Below are 18,672 nucleotides of genomic sequence, written 5' to 3'. Positions count from 1 at the left end.
GATCAATGATGATTGCCAGGCCCCGCACCGAACCCGTTCCGGTTGTTCCGGGCCGTACGTCCGGACCCCGGGCCCAGCACTTCCGCGGGAGCCTGGGCCGGTTCGCCACAGGCGTCGCGATCGTGACCTTTGACGGCGCCACCAAGCGCCATGGCATCACCGTCAATTCCTTCACCTCCGTGTCCCTGGACCCGCCGCTGGTGCTCGTCAGTATCGCCCGCACGGCGAAGGCGCACGACGAGCTCGCCGGCAGGCCCTTCACGGTCAACATCCTGGGTGCGGAACAGCGGCAGCTCGCAATGCACTTCGCCGGCCGCCCCGGACCCGAGCCGCTCTGGGTCGAGGGCGAGACGGCTCCCCGGCTTTCCCACGTGCTCGCCTACTTCGAATGCAAGCCCTGGGCGGCGTACGACGGCGGCGACCACACGCTCTACATCGGCGAGGTAATGGACTTCAACTACCGCAACGGCGACGCGCTGGCCTTCGCGAACGGCACCTTCACGACCATCCCGGAAAGCCAGCTGGGGATGGAGGACCTGCTCTGACCCTCCGCACCACCAACTCCGCCTCTTACGACTCAGCTCAACGACGACTGGAGATAAACAATGGGTATCCGTACCGGACAGCAGTACCTGGACAAGCTCAATGGAATGACCCCGCACGTGGTGATCGACGGCGAGGTTATCAGCGAGAAGATCGCCGAGCATCCCGCGTTCCGGAATGTGGCGCGCTCCTACGCCAAACTCTTCGATATGCAGCACGACCCCAAGTACCAGGACGCGCTGACGTACACCTCGCCCACCACGGGGGACCTGGTAAACGCATCCTTCCTGGTGCCGAAGACCGTCGGGGACCTCGAGCGCCGCCGTCGCGCCATCTCCACCTGGGCCGAGTCCTCCAACGGCTTCCTGGGCCGCTCCGGCGACTACATGAACTCCTCGCTCACCGCCCTCAGCACGGCCGAGAAGTGGTTTTCCCAGGCTGACCCCAAATTCGGCGAAAACATCCGCAACTACTACGAGTGGGCGCGTGAAAACGACGTCCTCGCCACGCACACCCTGATCCCGCCGCAGGTCAACCGCTCCGTCTCCGGCTCCGAACAGCTCGGCGGCCAGCTATCGGCCCGGATTGTCGAGGAGCGCGAGGACGGGATCGTCGTCCATGGTGCCAGGATGCTGGCCACCATCGCCCCGATCGCGGACGAGCTCCTGGTCTTCCCGTCCACCGTGCTCCGCGGAACGCCGGAGGATGCCCCGTACTCTTACGCCTTCGCCATCCCCAACGACGCGCCGGGACTGCGCTACCTGTGCCGCACCTCGCTGTACAACGGCGGCAGCACCCACGACGAGCCGCTCGCGTCGCGCTACGAGGAAATGGACGCCGTCGCGGTCTTCGACAATGTCTTCGTCCCCAACGAGCGCATTTTCATGCTCGGCAATCCGCAGTTGTGCAACGGCTTCTACTCCGAAACCGGCGCCGGCGCCCTGATGACGCACCAGGTGGTCACCAGGACCATCGCGAAAAGCGAGTTCTTCCTGGGCCTGGCCTCCGAACTCGCCGACTCGATCGGCATCGACGGTTTCCAGCACATCCAGGAGGACATCGCCGAACTGATCGTCGACGTCGAGATCGGCAAGGCGCTGGTCCGGGCCTCCGAAGTGGACGCGGCGCTCAACGAGGCCGGCGTTATGCTGCCGAAGTGGTCCACGCTGAACGCCGCCCGCAACTGGTACCCGAAAGTCGCCCAGCGGTTCCCGCAGATCATCAGGAAGTTCTCCGCCTCCGGGCTGATGGCGCTTCCCGGCGAGGCCGACGTCAACAGCGACGCCCGGGCCGATATCGAGATGTACCTGCAGGGCAAGTCGCTGACCGGCCCGGAGCGAGTCCGGCTGTTCAAGCTGGCCTTCGACGCCTCGGTCTCCGGGTTCTCCGGCCGGCAGTCGCTGTACGAGTACTTCTTCTTCGGCGATCCGGTGAGGATGGCCGCGGCCATGGTCAACAGCTATGACCGTGAGCCCGTCCGGGCCAGGGTCCGGGAGTTCCTGAACCGGGCCGACTGACCGGGCACTCCGGTGTCATTTATTGGCAGCGGGAAGCCTTTTTTCAAAATGTGTGACCTAGCGCATATTTCATAGTAAGATTCTGAATACTAACTGACCGTTCGATCAGTAAATGCCAGAGGCATTCAGTTATTCGCATCGCACCCACCCCGGGCAGTACCTCTGCCCCCAGCAACGGAGTTCCAATGACCGCAACTTCAAGTGTCGATTCTGAGGCGGGCCCCAGCAGCAAGCATGAGGAACGCAAGGTCCTCGCGGGCACCCTGGTCGGGACCACCATCGAGTGGTACGACTTCTTCATCTTCGCCCAGCTGACGGCAACCCTGCTGTCCCCGCTGTTCCTGGCGCCGCTGAACGCCTCCAACCCGGGCCTGGCGCAGATCCTGTCCTTTGCCCTTATCGGCATCAGCTTCCTGTTCCGCCCGCTGGGCGCCATCGTCGCCGGCCACCTGGGTGACCGTCTCGGCCGCAAGGCCATGCTGGTCTTCACCCTGATCATGATGGGTGCCGCCACGGCGCTGATCGGCATGCTGCCGACCTACGCCCAGATCGGCGTGTGGGCCCCGGTCCTGCTGATCCTGCTCCGTGTCATCCAGGGCTTCTCCGCCGGCGGTGAATGGGGCGGCGCCGCCCTGATGGCCGTCGAGCACGCACCCAAGAGCAAGCGCGGCCTGTTCGGCGCGTACCCGCAGATCGGTGTTCCGGTCGGCATGATCCTCGCCACCGGCCTGCTGTACTTCCTCAACACCAGCATGTCGAAGGAAGACTTCGCGTCCTGGGGCTGGCGTGTGCCGTTCCTGCTCTCCATCGTGCTGATCGTCGTCGGCTACCTGATCCGCCGCGCCGTCGCTGAGAGCCCCGTCTTCAAGGAGATGCAGGACCGCAAGGAAGAGAGCAAGGCGCCGCTCGGCGAGCTCATCCGCAAGCACAAGAAGGCCGTCCTCTACTCGACGATGATCTTCATCGGCAACAACGCTGCCGGCTACCTGCTGATCGCATTCTTCATCTCCTACGCCACCAAGTCCCTGAAGATGCCCGTCGCACAGATCCTGCTGGCCACCACGCTGGCGTCCTTCGGCTGGCTCATCTTCACCCTGGTCGGCGGCTGGCTCTCGGACAAGATCGGCCGCGTCAAGACCTTCCTGATCGGCTACGGCATCGTTTTCGCCTGGATGATCCCGATGTTCGCCCTCATCGACACCAAGAACATCGTGCTCTACGGTGTCGCGCTGTTCGTCCTGACCATCGGCCTGGGCCTGTCCTACGGCCCGATGTCCGCAATGTACGCCGAGATGTTCCCGGCGAACGTGCGCTACTCGGGCATCTCGATCGGCTACGCCTTCGGCGCCATCCTGGGCGGTGCGTTCGCGGCCACCATCGCGGAGGCCCTGCTGCAGGGCACCGGGTGGACCGGTTCCATCGGCATCTACATCATGATCCTGTGCGTTATCTCCGCAGTCGGCGTCCTGCTGGCCGGGGAAACCAAGGGCCGCGCGCTCGGCGTCAGCCACGGCGCAACGGATGATGCGGCAAGGCACTAACACCAAGCAAGCCAGAGGGGCGCGGGCCGCAAGGTCCGTGCCCCTCTGCCGTTAAGCCAACGCGGGGTCACCTCGCGCCCATAAAGTGGCTCCGCATGGGCCGGATCTGACCCCGCGTTGCTGTTCAGGCGGGCCGGGTGCCCAGTAGCCGGACGATGTCGTCGTCCCGCACCTGCCGGAAGGTGCGGTAGTAGCTGCCGACGGCGCGGAACTGGCCGGGGATAAGGAGGCTGAAGACGGCGTCGGCGATCTGCTGCAGGGACGTTTGTGCCTCCAGCGAGGCGACGGGAACGGCGACGACGACGGTCGCCGCACCGGCCGCCCGCACCGCTTCGGCCGCGGCCCGCATCGTCGCCCCGGTGGCCATCCCGTCGTCGGCCACGATCACGGTTCTGCCTGCCAGCGGCAGCCGCGGCCCCGGATAGGCCCGGTCGCGGCGCTCAAGTTCCGCCTGCTCGAACCCCGCAACCTCATCGAGTGCTGACTGTGGGATCCCCAGCTCAAGCAGCTGATCCACAAAAGGCCGGTTCAATACCTGCACCACCCGCCCGTTGACCGCAGCCAGCGCACCGAAGGCCGTTTCCCCCTGCCCGGGAATCCCCAGCTTGCGGACCGGAAGCACGTCCCAGTCCAGCCGGAGCGCCGCGGCGGCCGCCGCGGCAACCGGGACCCCGCCGCGAGCCAGGCCCAGCATCACGGTGTCCGGGCGTCCTCGGAACTGGGGCAGGGCAGCGGCCAGCAGCCTGCCTGCCTGCTCGCGGTCTGTGAAGCGCATGCCCATGGCGGCCCTCTTCCGGTTCCGGCCCATTCCGGTGCGGCCAGCCTACGTCCGGCAGGGGAAGCGGCGCGAGATCGGGGCCGGTATTCCTGCGGGGAGTTCTATCCATCCATCGAATGGAAAAACGCTGTAGCATGTCCACGGGTTGACCGTGCCGGCCGACCCGTCAATGGGGGGATGACTTGGGGGAATCCATGGCCGGAAGCTTTTACGGCGCGGACGTGGCGCACCTTCGCACGCTGGCGTCGCAGGCCGGAAGCAGCGCCCTGACGCTCAGCACCCTCCACCGCCGGCTGGCATCGGAGCTTACCGCGTCAGGGTATTGGCAGGGAAACGATGCCAGAGCGTTCAGAACGGACTGGGAGACCAGCCATTCGCGTTCCATGATTCGGGCCGTCCAGCTGCTGGAAAAGATGCAGCGGGAGCTCGCGGCCAACGCTGACCAGCAAGAAAATGCCAGCGGAGCCGCCGACACGTCAGTCGCCGGGCCCGCGGCCACGGCACTGCCGGCGGCGCCGTCCGCTGCCTTTCCCACATCGGCCGGACTCGGGGCAATGTCCCCTCAGCAGGTCCAGGAATGGTGGGCAGGTCTCGGGGAGGAACGGCAGGCCGAGTTCGCCCGGCTCCACCCGCTGACGGCCGGCAACCTGGACGGACTCCCGATCGCCAGCAGGATCGAGGCCAACCGGGTTGCCGCCTCCGGGCAACTGGCGGGCCTTGAGGCAAGCGGACACGGCGGGAGCGAGGAGGCCCGATACCTTCGGCGGGTACTCGACGGACAGATCAGTCTCGCCGCCTACGATCCCGTCAACGGGAATCTCATCGAGCTGATTGGCCGGTACGACGGCGGCACCACGACGGTCCTGACGTACGTCCCGGGAACCTTTGCGAAAGCAGAGGACTTCTATTCGGGCGGCGCCCAGAAAATGGCGGCGTTCCTGCAGCAGTCGGATCCGGACGGCAGCACGGCGGCTTTTGTCTACAAGAACAGTGGGTTCCCCCAGGACCAGACGTTCGTGCAGTCAGCGGACAAGAGCTTTGGGGAGCAGGCCGGCCAAAAGCTCGCGGATTTCGAAGAAGGTCTCGCGGTGCAGAACCCGCCCGGCTCCCGGACGGTGGCGGTGTCTCACAGTTGGGGCGAAGCTGCGGTAGCGTCGTCTGAAATGTACGGGACACATTACGACAAACAGCTCTCCCTTTCAGGTGCCTGGATGCCGGACGGCTGGAAGGCCGATCCGGAGACCGAATACCACCATTTCGCTTATGACTTTGATGCGCTGGCCACCGCGCAGCGGCTGGGCCTTGTGGGCGACAACTACCCGCTGGAGGATCCGGCGTTTACGAAGCACATCTACGATGACCCTGCCAGGAACTATCAGGTCGGCCCGGTAAAGATCACAACGGATCCGATGGCCAAGATAGACAACCACAGCCTGATCGCCAGCGCACAGGATAACAAGAACCGGGAAGCCCGCGAGGACATCGCCCGCGTGGTATTTGGGCGCCGTAAATGAACACCGCCAGGCATCCCTCACGATTGTCCTACGCCGTATCCGTCCTCTGCCTGGCAGCCTCACTGGCAGCCTGCGCACCCGCCACCGAACCCCGGAGCCCCAGCATGGATCTTGCCACCGCCAAACAGTCCACCCGCGCGCAGCAGGATGAACTGCTGTCGGTGGTCCCCTCCGCGGCTGTATCGAGGACGAGACAGACCGAGACCTCCCGTGCCCTCTTCGAGTGTGAGACCGGCGGCTTCTACTGGCCGGGCACCCTGGATATCGTCCTCAGCGAAGTCGCCGACGGCGCGGCCCTGCTGGAGCAGATCAAGGCCGACTGGTCCGCTAAGAGCGGCTGGACCGTGAGGGACAAGAGGAGCGTCAACGGCGACCCGGAACTGGTGATCGTCAGTGAGGAAGGCTACCGGCACGCGATCGAATTCAACCCGGAGCGGAACGCGCTCAACATTTTGTCCTCCTCCGCGTGCTTCCAAATGGAGGGCAAGCCCGAGCCGGGTGTCGAGTACTAGAACCCCAGCCAGTTCCCCGCAAAAACAACGCGGGGTCACTCCACGCCCATCCGCGTCGTTCGGATGGGCCGAAGGTGACCCCGCGTTGGTTTGGGAAGGCTGGGGAGACTAGACGCTTAGGAAGCTGATGGCCCCCTGCTTGAAGGCGCGGCTGGTGATGGCGTTCGTGTGGTTCCGGCCCGGCAGGACCAGCTGCTCGACCATGGCGCCCGCCTTGGCGCCCAGGGCGGCAAGCTCCGGCATCGACCGGGCGCGTTCGTCCTTCTCGCCGGCCACCAGCAGCATCGGCATGTGCGGCACCGCCTCGGCCGGATCGAACGGTTCGCTTTTGACGGCCTCCACGAGGGACAGCAGCGAGAAGATATTGTTGCTGGGCAGCATCTGGGCCATTTTCAGCAGCCCGGCCGTGGACGCGTCGGCGATCGGGGTGCCGTCGGCCAGGTGGCGCTGCGCGGCGACCAGGTCGAAGTCAGCCAGCGGATCGGAGACGTTCGGCCCGCCGAGGACCAGCCGGTGCACGAGCTCATGCTGGGTGGCGCCGAATTCCCACGCCAGCCGCGAGCCGAGCGAGTAACCGATCAGGTCCAGCCCGCTGGAGGGGTCGCCGTCACGCAGGGGCCGGACGCCGGCGTCGAACGCGATCTGCAGCAGGTCCGCGCGGATCCTGCTGGGCGTGTAGGAGTCCATGTCCTCGGGGGCCCCGCTGCGGCCGTGGCCGGGCAGGTCCACCGTGATGACGCGGCGGCCGGCTTCCAGCAGCGCGGCCAGCCAGCCGGTGTCCTCCCAGTTGAGCTTGGAGGAGGAGGAGAAGCCGTGCAGCAGCAGCACCGGGCGCAGTCCGGCGTCGGACGCGGGCTCATGCACGCCGACATGCAGCTGGGGGTCGGTGCCCTCGACGGTGTGGGAATGCTGTTCGCCGGTGTGTCTGCCGCTCATGGTGTCAGTCCTCATCAAGTACGGCGCTCAGGCGGACCCGGCGCTTCGGTGCCTCTTCCTTCGGGACGGTGCCCACGATTCCGGCGGTGTTGTCCGGAACCTCAAACACAATCAGGGGCTCGCCGACATTGATCTTGTCACCGGGCCCGCCGTGGATACGCACCACCTTACCTGCCTGAGGGCTGGGCAATTCAACGGCTGACTTCGTCGTTTCAACCTCAACGAGGGGCTGGTTCCGCTCCACCTGGTCGCCCGGGGCCACGAGCCATTCCAGCACGGTTGCCTCAATCAGGCCCTCGCCGAGGTCGGGGAGCGGGAAGGAAATTTCAGCCACGTTTGTACTCCAATACTCGCTGGATCCCGAAGAGGATCCGGTCAATGTTCGGGATGTATTCGTCTTCCAGGTCCCCCGAGGGGTACGGGACATCGAAGCCGGTGACGCGTTCCACCGGGGCCCTGAGCGTGTCGAAGCAGCCCTGGGTGATCAGCTGGGCCACCTCGGCGCCGAGCCCGGAGGTCAGCGGCGCTTCATGGACGACGACGGCGCGCCGCGTCTTGCGCACGGAGGCGGCCAGCGCCCCGGCGTCGATCGGTTTGAGCCAGCGCAGGTCCAGGACCTCGATGTCGATCCCGTCCTCGGCGGCGAGTTCGGCCACCTGGAGGCAGCGGGCGACCATGGCACCCCATGCGACGAGGGTGAGGTGGCGGCCTTCGCGCATGACCTTCGCGCCGGTGGGGGAGCCGCCGGCTGCGTCGTGACTGGCGGTGTCCACCTCGCCCTTCTGCCAGTAGCGGGACTTCGGCTCCATAAAGATCACCGGGTCCGGGCGCGTGGCGGCGTACTTGAGCAGGTGGTACGCCTCGTGCGGGTTCGACGGCGAGACCACCTTCAGGCCCGGCACGTGGGCGAAGAGCGCCTCAAGGCTTTCGCCGTGGTGCTCCGGGGCGCGGATGCCGCCGAAGCTGGGCACGCGCAGGGTGATGGGCATCGGCATGGTGCCACGGCTGCGGTAGTTCATCCGGGCGATCTGGCAGACGATCTGGTTGATGGCCGGGTAGGCGAAGCCGTCGAACTGGACCTCGGGGATGGGGTGGAACCCCGCCATTGCCAGGCCCACGGACATGCCCAGGATTCCGGATTCCGCCAGCGGTGTGTCGAAGACGCGCTGTTCGCCATGTTTGGCCTGCAGTCCGTCGGTGATGCGGAAGACGCCGCCGAGCCGGCCGCAGTCCTCCCCGAAGACCAGGGTCTTCGGGTTCTCCGCGAGGACCTCGTCGAGGGCCCGGTTCAGGGCCTGCTGCATGGACATCACGGTGGCGGCTGCCGGGCTTACCGCGCTGCTGGCGGTGTTGTCGGAGGTGTTGTCGGCGGTGTTGTCGCCTGCGGCGGGTACGCCTTCGAGAATCGAGTTAGACATGTTCGGACTCCTCGCGCCAGTTGGCGGCCTGGGCCTGCAGGGCAGGGGTGGTTTCCTGGAAGACCAGGTCAAACATTTCGGTGCCGGGCCGGGAGTCGAGGGCCTGGATGCCGGTGCGGATCTGCTCCTCCTCGGCCTTGGCCGCGGCCAGGGCCCCGGCGAAGAAGGCCTCGTCGGCGATTCCGTCGGCGAGCAGTTGCTGCCGGAAGCGCTGCAGCGGGTCCTGGCCGGCGCCGTCGCGCTCCTCGTCGAGTGAGCGGTAGCGTCCGGGATCATCGGAGGTCGAGTGCGGACCGCGGCGGTAGGTCATGGCCTCGATGAGCACGGGGCCGTTGCCTGCCCGGGCGTGCGCGAAGGCGCGCCGGGTGGCCTCGACGACGGCGACAACGTCGTCGCCGTCGATCTGCAGGGCCGGCATGCCGTAGCCGGCGGCACGGGCGGCGACGGAGCCGCCGGCCACCTGGCGTTCGGTGGGAACCGAGATCGCCCAGCCGTTGTTCTGGACGAAGAAGACCACGGGGGTCTTCATCACGGCGGCGAAGTTCAGGGCCTCGTGCACATCGCCCTGGGAGGAGGCGCCGTCGCCGAAATAGGTCATCGCGACGCCGTCCTTCCGATCCAGGGTCTGGCCGTGGGCCCAGCCGACGGCGTGCAGCACCGAGCCGGCCACCACCGCCTGGATCGGGGCGAGCCGGGACTCCAGCGGGTCGTACAGGCCGCCGTGCCAGGTGGCCTTGTGGGTGGACATGTACGCCACCATGTCCACGCCCATGGTGCGGGCTACGCCCATCTCGCGGTAGGTCGGGAAGACGAAGTCCCGGGTGGTGTCAACGGCATAGCCGCTGCCCACCTGGGCCGCCTCCTGGCCAAGCTCGGGGGCGTAGCCGGGGATGATGCCCTGGCGCTGCCAGGCGATGGCCGAAGTATCCAGGTGGCGGACGGCCACCATCAGCGAATAAAGCTCGCGGAGCTGGGCGGGAGTGAGCGGATCGGCGGCGTCGCCGGAAGCCACGGGAAGTGTGTCCATGGTTGTGACCCTAGTCACCCGCCCGGAGCTGTGCAATCAGCCGGAAAATTGCTGGCCAGACTGCACAAGAGTGTCAGCGAGACCGCAGTCTAGCTTTACAGTTTGTGCAGCCCGGTCCGGCTACTTCCCGGCGTCGGCGGGTTCGGCCTGCTCGGCCGGTTCCACGCCGCGGTTGCGGGTCAGCCGGGCGCCGATCCAGCAGGCAGCGGCAATGCCGGCGACCAGGGCGATGGTGCTGACGAGCTGCTTGCTGCTGTCCGGGCTGCTGAAGCCGACGGCGAAAATCAGGGCCAGGAGCACGAGACCGAAGACCGTCAGCCCCGGGAAGCCCTTCATCCGCAGCGGGAGGACGGTTCCCTCGCGGTCGGCGCGGCGGCGGAGGATCAGCTGGGACACCAGCGCGGAGCCCCAGACCATCAGGCAGGTCGAGCCCACCAGCTGGAACAGCGCGGGAAGGATCTGCTCCGGAAAGAGCAGCTCCAGCACGGTGGCCAGGAATCCGAACGCCACGGAGACGCCGACGGCGAGCACCGGCACGCGCGCCTTGTTGAGCTTGGAAAGGAAGCGGGGAGCCTCGCCGCGTTCGGACAGTGAGTAAACCATCCGGGACGCGCCGTAGAGGTTCGCGTTCAGGGCCGAGAGGAGAGCGACGACGGCCACCAGGGTGATGGCGGACCCGGCGCCGGGGATCCCGGCGAGATCCAGGACGCCGGCGAAGGGCGACGCCAGGGCGTCGGAGGTGTACGGAAGGGCCGCGGCGATGACGAACACCGAGCCAATGTAGAAGACCAGGATCCGCCACACGACGGTGCGGATGGCCTGCGCCACGCTGTGCTGCGGGTTCTCGGTCTCGGCTGCGGCAACACTGACAATCTCGGTGCCGCCGAAGGCGAAGATCACGACGAAGAGCGCCGTGGCGATGCCGCCCAGGCCTGCCGGGGCGAAGTCTGCGGTGATGTTGGACAGGCCCGGGGACTCGACGTCGGGCAGCCAGCCCAGCAGCAGGGCGGTCCCGATGCCGAGGAACAGCAGAATGGCGGCCACCTTGAGGATGGCGAACCAGAACTCGAACTCGCCGAAGTTCTTCACCCCGGCGAGGTTGATCGCGGTGAAGAGCACCATAAAGACCAGGGACAGGGCCCAGACCGGGACCACCGGCCATACCGTGAAGAGCAGGGCGGCAGCGCCGAGGGCCTCGGCGGCGATGACCACGACCAGCTGCAGCCACCAGAGCCACCCCACGGTTGCGCCGGCGGTCCTGCCCATGGCCTTGGCGGCGTAGACGGAAAAGGCGCCGCTGTTGGGGTTCGCGGCGGCCATTTCGCCGAGGGCCCACATCACCAGGATGATCAGGGTTCCCGCGACCAGGTAGGAGATCAGGACGGCGGGTCCGGCGGCCTGGACTCCGGCCCCCGAGCCCAGGAACAGGCCGGCGCCGATGGCGCTGCCGAGTCCCATCATGGTGAGCTGGCGTGGCTTCATGCTGTGGCCGAGTTTCAGGCCGGGGCGCTCCGCGGTGGACTTCATTGTCATGCTGGCGAACCTTCTTGTGGTCGTGGATCTTTTGGTCCTTATGGGACCTATTGAATTTACCGCCACAGGGCGGGGTCCCGGTGCGTCGGCCGTGAGATCATGGTGACAGTTTGTTGGACGTAAACGGATCTAGCGCACCGGTTTGTACTGCAAACCTGGCCGAAGAAGGAATTTTTGATGGACGTGGATCCTCTGGACGCGAAGATTGTCCGATTCTTCACCGACTCACCGCGGGCCTCGGTGCTGGAGGCCTCCCGGGTGCTCAAGGTTGCGCGCGCCACCGTGCAGTCGAGGCTGGACCGGATGCAGGACACCGGGGTCATCGGCTCGTGGGTGCCGCAGCCGGATCCGGCCCGCTTCGGTTTCCCGGTGGTCGCCTTCTGCTCGCTGACCATCAATCAGGACCTGGGGCACGACGCGGTTGTCGAGGCGCTCGCGGAGATCCCGGAACTGATAGAAATCCACACCGTCTCCGGCAGCTCGGACCTGATGGCCCGCATTGCCGCCCGCTCCAATCCTGACCTGCAGCGGGTGCTCGATGCCATGATCGCAACCCGGACGGTGCTTCGCTCCTCCTCAGTGATTGTGCTCAACACCCACTTCCAGGGCCGCACGCTCCCGCTGCTGGAAGCCGCCGCCAGGGCCAGGTGAGTGCGGCGGGCCAGGCTGCACCCCGGCCCGCTCCGGCGCCGCCGGAATGTGAGAGCTGAAACATTTTGCGCCCGGCCGGTGACGTCGTAGAATTAGTTCTGGTCAAGTTGACCATAACTACTCCGGCGGTTGGCCGGAACGACGGGACAGTCCCGGGGGACCGGCCCGAACCTCAGAATGCGGGGTGAATCACCGTGTACACAGCAGCAGCAAACGTCGCCGAACGCCAGCTCGCGCCGCCGTCGCTGGCCATCTCCACGGTGATCTTCGCCCTGCGCCCCAGCGAGCGTTCCGGCCGCCCCACCCTCTGGATCCCGCTGGTGCGCCGGATCCGCGAACCCTTCAAGGGGATGTGGGCACTTCCCGGCGGCCCGCTGACCCATTCCGAGTCCCTGCCGGATGCCGCCTCGCGGAACCTGCAGGAGACCACCGGCCTGGCGCCCAGCTACCTCGAACAGCTCTACGCCTTCGGCGGGCTGCACCGTTCGCCCACCCAGCGTGTGGTCTCCATTGTGTACTGGGCGCTGGTGCAGCCCACCGAGGCCGCGCTCGCGGACGAATCCGAAAACGTGCGGTGGTTCCGCGCCGACCGGCTCGGCGAACTGGCCTTCGACCACAACGCGATCATCGAGTACGCGCTCTGGCGGCTCCGCAACAAGATGGCCTACGGGTCCATCGCGTACCACCTGCTGGGCGAGTACTTCACCCTGGCGCAGGTCCGGGAGGTCTACGAGGCCGTGCTGGACCGCGAGCTGGACCCGGCGAATTTCCGCCGGCAGATCAAAGCCACGCCGGAGATCGAAGCAACCGAGCATTACCTGCAGGGTGGCAAACACCGCCCGCCCCGCCTCTACCGCTTTACCGGCCGCCCAGGCCTTGACCCAGACAACAGGAGCACACCATGAGCAGCGTCAACACGGCCATCCAGCTGATCACGCGCGAACAGGCCGCCAGCAGCACGGCCAAGGGCAGGGCTACAGCCTCCACCTGCAGCCCGGCGCTCGCCCGCGGGCCCTGGGACTACGACCTCGCCGAGGCCCGCGCCGGCGTGCCCGCCTACGGCCCCGGCGCCTCCGCGGCGGACCTCGCCCCGGCGTCCACCCCCCGGCAGGGCCAGCTTCCGGAGGAGTACAAGCTCGCCGGCGACGCCGAACTTGACGCCCGGATCCGGGCCGCCAAGGCAACCCTCGGGGACCGCGCCGTCGTCCTGGGCCATTTCTACCAGCGCGACGAAGTGGTGGAATACGCCGACTTCGTGGGGGACTCCTTCCAGCTGGCCAATGCCGCCCTGACCCGGCCCGACGCCGAAGCCATCATTTTCTGCGGTGTGCACTTCATGGCCGAGACCGCGGACATCCTTTCCCGGCCGGACCAGGCCGTGATCCTGCCCAACCTGGCCGCCGGCTGCTCCATGGCGGACATGGCGGACATCGACTCCGTGACCGAGTGCTGGGAACAGCTTGAGGAACTGTTCGGCACCGAGCCCGACGCCGACGGCCGGGTCCCGGTCATCCCGGTCACCTACATGAACTCCTCCGCCGCCCTCAAGGGCTTCTGCGGCGAGCACGGCGGGATCGTCTGCACCTCCTCCAACGCCGCCACGGTGCTGGAATGGGCATTCGAGCGGGGCCGGCGCGTGCTGTTCTTCCCGGACCAGCATCTGGGCCGCAACACCGCCAAGGCCATGGGGGTGCCGCTGGAACAGATGCCAATGTGGAACCCGCGCAAGGACCTCGGCGGCAACGACGAACAGACCCTCAAGGACTCCCGGGTGATCCTGTGGCACGGCTTCTGCTCGGTCCACAAGCGCTTCAACGTCGGCCAGATCGAGAAGGCCCGCGCCGAATTCCCCGGCGTGCAGGTGATCGTGCACCCGGAGTGCCCCATGGAAGTGGTGGACGCCGCCGATTCCGCCGGCTCCACGGACTTCATCCGCAAGGCCATCGCCGCCGCGGCCGAGCCCGCGACCTTCGCCGTCGGCACCGAGATCAACCTCGTCAACCGGCTGGCCGCGGAGAACCCGCAGCACACGATCTTCTGCCTGGACCCGGTCATCTGCCCCTGCTCCACCATGTACCGCATCCACCCCGGCTACCTCGCCTGGGTCCTGGAAGCGCTGGTCCGCGGCGAGGTGGTCAACCGCATCACGGTGGAGGACACCGTCGCCGCCCCGGCCAGGGTTGCCCTTGAGCGGATGCTGGCGGCGCGGCCGTGACCAGGCGCCTGGTGGTGGTGGGCAGCGGCATTGCCGGACTGTACGCCGCGCTGCTCGCGTCCGACGCCGTCCTTGACGCTGCGCCCGACGGCGGACCGGCCTGCGAGGTGGTGCTCCTGAGCAAGGGGACCCTTGAGCTGAGCAACACCTTTTATGCCCAGGGCGGCGTCTCGGCCGTGCTCGCTCCGGGGGAGGCCGCGCCCGGCGATTCCGTCGCGGCCCACATCGCCGACACCCTCGCCGCCGGCGCGGGGCTCAACGACCCCGGGGCCGTGCGTGTTCTGTGCGCCGAGGCGGCCGGGGACATCGCGGGGCTGCAGCGATTGGGCGTGCACTTCGACGCCGGCCCCGGCGGCGCCCCGGCACTTGGCCTTGAGGCGGCACATTCCGCCGCCCGCATCCTGCACGCCGGCGGAGATGCCACGGGTGCCCGGATCGCCCGCGCCCTCGTAGCCGCAGTCCTGGACCGCGCGTTCCAGGGCCGGCTGCGGGTTGAGACCGGCGCCTTCGTGACCGAACTGCTCACCGATCCCCGGGAACCGGGCCCGACGGCGGACGCCGCCCGCGTGACCGGCGTCGCCTACCTGGCCAACGGACAGCCCCGCCAGCTGGACGCCGACGCGGTGCTCCTGGCCACCGGCGGCGCCGGCCGGCTCTTCGCCCGCACCAGCAATCCCTCGGTCGCCACGGCCGATGGGCTGGCCCTGGCCTGGCGGGCCGGCGCAGCCGTCCGGGACCTGGAGTTCTTCCAGTTCCACCCCACCACGCTGGCGGCGGACGAGGTCCCCGGCGGTCCGCCGGCCCTGCTCATCTCCGAGGCGGTTCGCGGGGAGGGCGCTGTCCTGCTCGACGCGGCCGGCTACCGCTTTATGCCGGATTACCACCCGGCCGCCGAGCTGGCCCCGCGCGACGTCGTCTCCCGCAGCATTGCCCTGCACCTCGCCGCGACCGGTGCACCGGCGGACAGCCCCGTCTTCCTGGACGCCCGGGGGATCGAGGCCGCCCGCGGTCCCGGTTTCCTGGCCCGGCGTTTCCCCACCATCACCGCCGCCACCCGCGCCGCCGGCTACGACTGGACCACACAAACCCTCCCGGTTTCCCCGGCGGCCCACTACTGGATGGGCGGCGTGGCCACCGACCTTTGGGGCCGCACCTCCGTGCCGGGACTGTACGCGGCCGGTGAAGTCGCGTGCACGGGAGCGCAGGGCGCCAACCGGCTGGCCAGCAATTCGCTCCTGGAAGGGCTGGTCTTCGGCCGCCGTGCGGTGGAGGCATTCCTGGGCGCAGCGGGTCCGGGACCCGGTCCGGCTGAATCGCCGGGCGGTGCCAGGGACGCGATGGCCGCCGCGGAGCCGCGGCAGGGCACCGCTGCGTTCAGCAGGGACGCGCTGCGGCGCCTCATGACCGGCGCCGCCGGGGTGATGCGCACGGGTGCGGGCCTTGATGCCGCCGCCGTCCGGCTCGAGGAGTGGGCTGCGGCCGCGGCCGGCGAGGACCGGGCCGCCCTGGACCAGTCCGCCCATGAGGACCGGAACCTGCTGCTCGCCGCGCAGCTGCTGGTGGCGGCGGCCCGGAAACGCACCGGCTCGCTGGGCGCACACTATCGTGCCGATACGGACCCCGCAGCCGCCCGCCCCGCCCTGCCCGCAGCCCCCGCCCTGCTCGCGGCCCCGCCGCCCGGCCAGCACGGCCGCCGGCACGCAGCCGCATCCCGTCCCAAACAAAGGATTTCGTCATGACAGCTCCCGTTGCCGCCCGCCCGGGCGCACTCCCGGTGACGGCGCTCGCCGGAACCCTGCCCGCAGCCGCCGTGGACGCGGTGCTGCGGGCAGCCCTGCTGGAGGACGCGCCGTACGGCGACATCACCTCGCAGACGCTCATCCCCGCGGACACCCGCGCGACGGCGGTCCTGGCCGCCCGCGTGCCCGGCGTGCTCAGCGGCGGGGAGGTGTTCGCTGCCGCGATGAAGCTCACTGACCCGGACGCCGTCGTCGAACTCCTGGTGGCCGACGGTGCCGCCTTTGCCGCCGGCACGGCGCTCGCGAGGGTCCGCGGGAACGCCCGGGCCGTGCTGCTCGCCGAACGCGTGGCACTGAACCTGGTCCAGCGGATGAGCGCAATCGCCACCAAAACTGCGGAGTTCGTCGCCCTCGTGGACGGCACCGGGGCACGCATCACCGACACCCGGAAGACAACGCCGGGCCTGCGGGTGCTCGAAAGGTACGCCGTGCGCTGCGGCGGCGGGGCCAACCACCGCTTTGGCCTCTCCGACGCCGTGCTGGCCAAGGACAACCACCTGGCCGTTCTGACCGGGGGAGACCCGGCCAAGCTCACCGCCGTGCTGCGGGAGGCCAGGGCGCGCCTCGGACACACCACGCACTTCGAGGTGGAGGTGGACAGCATCGACCAGATCGGGCCGGTGCTTGCCGCCGGGGTGGACACCATCATGCTCGACAACTTCACCCCGGAGGACCTCGCCGCCGGAGTGGCCCTCGTGGGCGGCCGGGCACGGGTCGAGGCCAGCGGCAACGTCAACCTGGCCACCGTGGCCGGCATCGCCGCCGCCGGGGTGGACGTCATCTCGATCGGCGGACTTACCCACAGTGTCGCCGCCCTGGACCTGGGCCTGGATATTGAACTGGGCCTGACCGAAAAATGATCAACGACGTGACCAGCCGCATGATCAGCGACGTGACCGGCGACATGATCGGCGAACAGACGGCCGGCCGGGCGACGCCGTGATCTTCCTGGACGCCGCTGCCACCACACCGGTGCGCCGGGAGGTGCTCGAGGCCATGTGGCCCTACCTCAGCGGGGACTTCGGCAACCCCTCGAGCCACCATTCGCTCGGCGACTCTGCCGCCGCGGCGCTCGCCGGGGCACGTGCAGCAACGGCCCGGGCGCTCGGCTGCAGGCCGGGCGAGGTGGTCTTCACCTCAGGGGGCACGGAGGCGGACAACCTGGCAGTCAAGGGCATTGCGCTGGCCCGCCGGGCCGCGGACCCCCGGCTGGACCGGGTGGTCATCAGCGCCGTCGAGCACCCTGCCGTGGAGGAGTCCGCCCGCTACCTGGAACGAGTGCACGGCTTCGCCGTCGACGTGGTGCCGGTCGATTCCTGCGGCCGCGTCACCGGGGAGGCCCTCGCCGCCGTGCTCCGGCCCGAGACCGCCCTGGTCAGCATCATCTATGCCAACAACGAGGTGGGAACCGTGCAGCCGGTGGCACAGTTGGCCGCGCTGGCCCGCGCCCAGGGAATCCCGTTCCACACCGACGCGGTCCAGGCCGCCGGCTGGCTGACCATCGACACCGCGGCACTGGGCGTGGACGCGCTGAGTATCTCCGGCCACAAACTGGGCGCGCCGAAAGGAAGCGGGGCGTTGTTCGTGCGGAGCCGGATCCGGCTGGAACCGGTGATCCACGGCGGCGGGCAGGAACGCGGGCGCCGGTCGGGGACCGAGAACGTGGCCGGTGCCGTCGCCCTCGCGACGGCGCTCACCCTCGCGCTGACCGCACAGGGGGACCGCGCGGCACACGTTTCCGCCCTGCGGGACGACTTCATCCGCTCGGTGCAGGCGCAGGTTCCGGGCGCGGTGCTCACCGGCGACCCGAGCGGGCGGCTCCCCTCGGTCGCCTCGTTCTGCTTCCCGGGAACCAGCGGCGAATCCGTGCTGCTCGAACTCGAACGCCTGGGAGTCATCTGCTCCAGCGGCTCGGCCTGCGCGGCGGGTTCAGACGAGCCCTCCCCGGTGCTGCGGGCGATGGGCATCGACGCCGAGATCGCGCAGACCGCGGTCCGCTTCAGCTTCGACTCAACGATCACGGCCGCTGAGCTGCAGGAGGCAGCGGCCGCGGTCGGCACCGCCGTCGGGAGCGTCCGGTCCCTCGGCGCCCCCTGACCCCGGTTGCCCTGTCACTTAGTGCTGTTCCGGGGCCCTCCAAAACACGTCATCCGACAGCGCAAGCGGGGGTCTTCGGCGCGGCGGGGTGCGGAAAACCTAGCGGTGGCGGGCCCGGCGGAAGATCCAGTGCCGAAGCAGGGTGAAACGTACGGCGGTCGCCACGAAGCCGGAGAGCGTGGTGGTCCACAACTCATCTGCGACGGTGGTCCCAGGGTTGATCCAGTGCAGGACGCCGAGGCTGCCTCCGGTGATCAGCAGCGCCACGAGGATCACGATCAGGCCGTTGAGATGGTCGCGCTTCATCCGGTGGCGTTCGGTGATCTTGAATGTCAGCCGGCGGTTCAGCGCCGTGTTCATCAGTGAGGTGAGGATGAGGGCCGCCGCGTTGGCCGGCTGTGAGCCGAGGTACGGGCGGAGGAGGGCATAGAGCGCCAGGGACGTCGCCGTGCAGACAAGCCCGACGGCGGTGAACCTCAGCAGCTGGCGGACCAGCGGGTAACGGAGGACGCCGCGGTGCCGGCGACGGACGGGAACAGGGACGGCGGTGACGGCAGGGGCAGGGGAGTGCTGCTCGAGCTGGGCATCCAT

The 18,672-nt window shown here is 68.4% G+C and carries 18 protein-coding genes; 11 read left to right on the top strand and 7 right to left on the bottom strand.

Translation table 11 applies throughout. From position 1 onward, the window contains the following. Positions 1-5 precede the first annotated feature (5 nt). From ASPU41_RS18795 to ASPU41_RS18785, 3 genes are all read left to right on the top strand, one after another. Complete coding sequence (locus tag ASPU41_RS18795; RefSeq protein WP_442856215.1) at positions 6-545, top strand: flavin reductase family protein; 540 nt, start codon at positions 6-8, stop codon at positions 543-545. A gap of 60 nt (positions 546-605) precedes the next feature. Continuing rightward, positions 606-2,060: a 4-hydroxyphenylacetate 3-monooxygenase, oxygenase component gene (hpaB, locus tag ASPU41_RS18790; RefSeq protein ID WP_083266618.1), complete on the top strand. Its 1,455-nt coding sequence runs from the start codon at positions 606-608 to the stop codon at positions 2,058-2,060. Positions 2,061-2,245: 185 nt separating this feature from the next. Further along, a complete protein-coding gene (locus ASPU41_RS18785; protein ID WP_069952198.1) occupies positions 2,246-3,601 on the top strand; it encodes an MFS transporter in 1,356 nt (451 codons plus the stop codon). A gap of 124 nt (positions 3,602-3,725) precedes the next feature. Here the strand turns inward: ASPU41_RS18785 and ASPU41_RS18780 are convergent, their stop codons facing one another. Further along, positions 3,726-4,382, bottom strand: a complete 657-nt coding sequence (locus tag ASPU41_RS18780; RefSeq protein WP_069952197.1) for a phosphoribosyltransferase — start codon at positions 4,380-4,382, stop codon at positions 3,726-3,728. A gap of 191 nt (positions 4,383-4,573) precedes the next feature. Here ASPU41_RS18780 and ASPU41_RS18775 point away from each other — a divergent pair, with 191 nt between their 5' ends. Both ASPU41_RS18775 and ASPU41_RS18770 read left to right on the top strand, forming a co-directional pair. After that, positions 4,574-5,893, top strand: a complete 1,320-nt coding sequence (locus tag ASPU41_RS18775) for a WXG100 family type VII secretion target (protein WP_069952196.1) — start codon at positions 4,574-4,576, stop codon at positions 5,891-5,893. Next, entirely contained in the window at positions 5,890-6,405 is a 516-nt protein-coding gene (locus tag ASPU41_RS18770; protein WP_157357063.1) for a hypothetical protein, read from the top strand. The genes ASPU41_RS18775 and ASPU41_RS18770 overlap by 4 nt, the downstream gene beginning before the upstream one ends. A 108-nt stretch (positions 6,406-6,513) precedes the next feature. On the opposite strand, the gene ASPU41_RS18765 is transcribed toward ASPU41_RS18770, so the two are convergent. From ASPU41_RS18765 to ASPU41_RS18745, 5 genes are all read right to left on the bottom strand, one after another. Continuing rightward, positions 6,514-7,341 (bottom strand): alpha/beta fold hydrolase, encoded by an 828-nt coding sequence (locus tag ASPU41_RS18765; RefSeq protein WP_069952194.1) that lies wholly within the window; start codon positions 7,339-7,341, stop codon positions 6,514-6,516. A gap of 4 nt (positions 7,342-7,345) precedes the next feature. Then, positions 7,346-7,675, bottom strand: coding sequence for a biotin/lipoyl-containing protein (locus ASPU41_RS18760; protein ID WP_056426240.1), 330 nt, complete (start codon positions 7,673-7,675; stop codon positions 7,346-7,348). Beyond that, positions 7,668-8,651: an alpha-ketoacid dehydrogenase subunit beta gene (locus ASPU41_RS18755; protein ID WP_231941398.1), complete on the bottom strand. Its 984-nt coding sequence runs from the start codon at positions 8,649-8,651 to the stop codon at positions 7,668-7,670. The genes ASPU41_RS18760 and ASPU41_RS18755 overlap by 8 nt, the downstream gene beginning before the upstream one ends. Before the next feature lie 100 nt (positions 8,652-8,751). Further along, positions 8,752-9,786, bottom strand: a complete 1,035-nt coding sequence (locus tag ASPU41_RS18750) for a thiamine pyrophosphate-dependent enzyme (protein ID WP_069952192.1) — start codon at positions 9,784-9,786, stop codon at positions 8,752-8,754. Positions 9,787-9,906: 120 nt separating this feature from the next. Beyond that, positions 9,907-11,319 carry an amino acid permease gene (locus ASPU41_RS18745; RefSeq protein WP_069952191.1) on the bottom strand — a complete coding sequence of 471 codons (1,413 nt, stop codon included), beginning with the start codon at positions 11,317-11,319 and terminating at the stop codon, positions 9,907-9,909. Between the two features lie 177 nt (positions 11,320-11,496). On the opposite strand from ASPU41_RS18745, the gene ASPU41_RS18740 reads away from it, so the two are divergent. From ASPU41_RS18740 to ASPU41_RS18715, 6 genes are all read left to right on the top strand, one after another. Then, entirely contained in the window at positions 11,497-11,970 is a 474-nt protein-coding gene (locus ASPU41_RS18740) for an Lrp/AsnC family transcriptional regulator (RefSeq protein WP_069952190.1), read from the top strand. A gap of 194 nt (positions 11,971-12,164) precedes the next feature. Beyond that, positions 12,165-12,875 carry an NUDIX hydrolase gene (locus ASPU41_RS18735; protein WP_069952189.1) on the top strand — a complete coding sequence of 237 codons (711 nt, stop codon included), beginning with the start codon at positions 12,165-12,167 and terminating at the stop codon, positions 12,873-12,875. After that, a complete protein-coding gene (gene nadA / locus ASPU41_RS18730) occupies positions 12,872-14,185 on the top strand; it encodes a quinolinate synthase NadA (RefSeq protein WP_069952188.1) in 1,314 nt (437 codons plus the stop codon). The genes ASPU41_RS18735 and nadA overlap by 4 nt, the downstream gene beginning before the upstream one ends. Continuing rightward, positions 14,182-15,924, top strand: a complete 1,743-nt coding sequence (gene nadB / locus ASPU41_RS18725; protein WP_083266617.1) for an L-aspartate oxidase — start codon at positions 14,182-14,184, stop codon at positions 15,922-15,924. The genes nadA and nadB overlap by 4 nt, the downstream gene beginning before the upstream one ends. Further along, positions 15,921-16,844 (top strand): carboxylating nicotinate-nucleotide diphosphorylase, encoded by a 924-nt coding sequence (gene nadC / locus ASPU41_RS18720; RefSeq protein ID WP_197515711.1) that lies wholly within the window; start codon positions 15,921-15,923, stop codon positions 16,842-16,844. The genes nadB and nadC overlap by 4 nt, the downstream gene beginning before the upstream one ends. 79 nt (positions 16,845-16,923) lie before the next feature. Continuing rightward, positions 16,924-18,081 (top strand): cysteine desulfurase family protein, encoded by a 1,158-nt coding sequence (locus tag ASPU41_RS18715; protein WP_069952187.1) that lies wholly within the window; start codon positions 16,924-16,926, stop codon positions 18,079-18,081. A gap of 99 nt (positions 18,082-18,180) precedes the next feature. Here ASPU41_RS18715 and ASPU41_RS18710 read toward each other — a convergent pair whose 3' ends face one another. After that, positions 18,181-18,672 (bottom strand): GtrA family protein, encoded by a 492-nt coding sequence (locus tag ASPU41_RS18710; protein ID WP_069952186.1) that lies wholly within the window; start codon positions 18,670-18,672, stop codon positions 18,181-18,183.

The sequence above is a fragment of the Arthrobacter sp. U41 genome (genome assembly GCF_001750145.1).
GTDB lineage: Bacteria > Actinomycetota > Actinomycetes > Actinomycetales > Micrococcaceae > Arthrobacter.
This window is presented reverse-complemented; position numbering and strand designations above follow the sequence as displayed.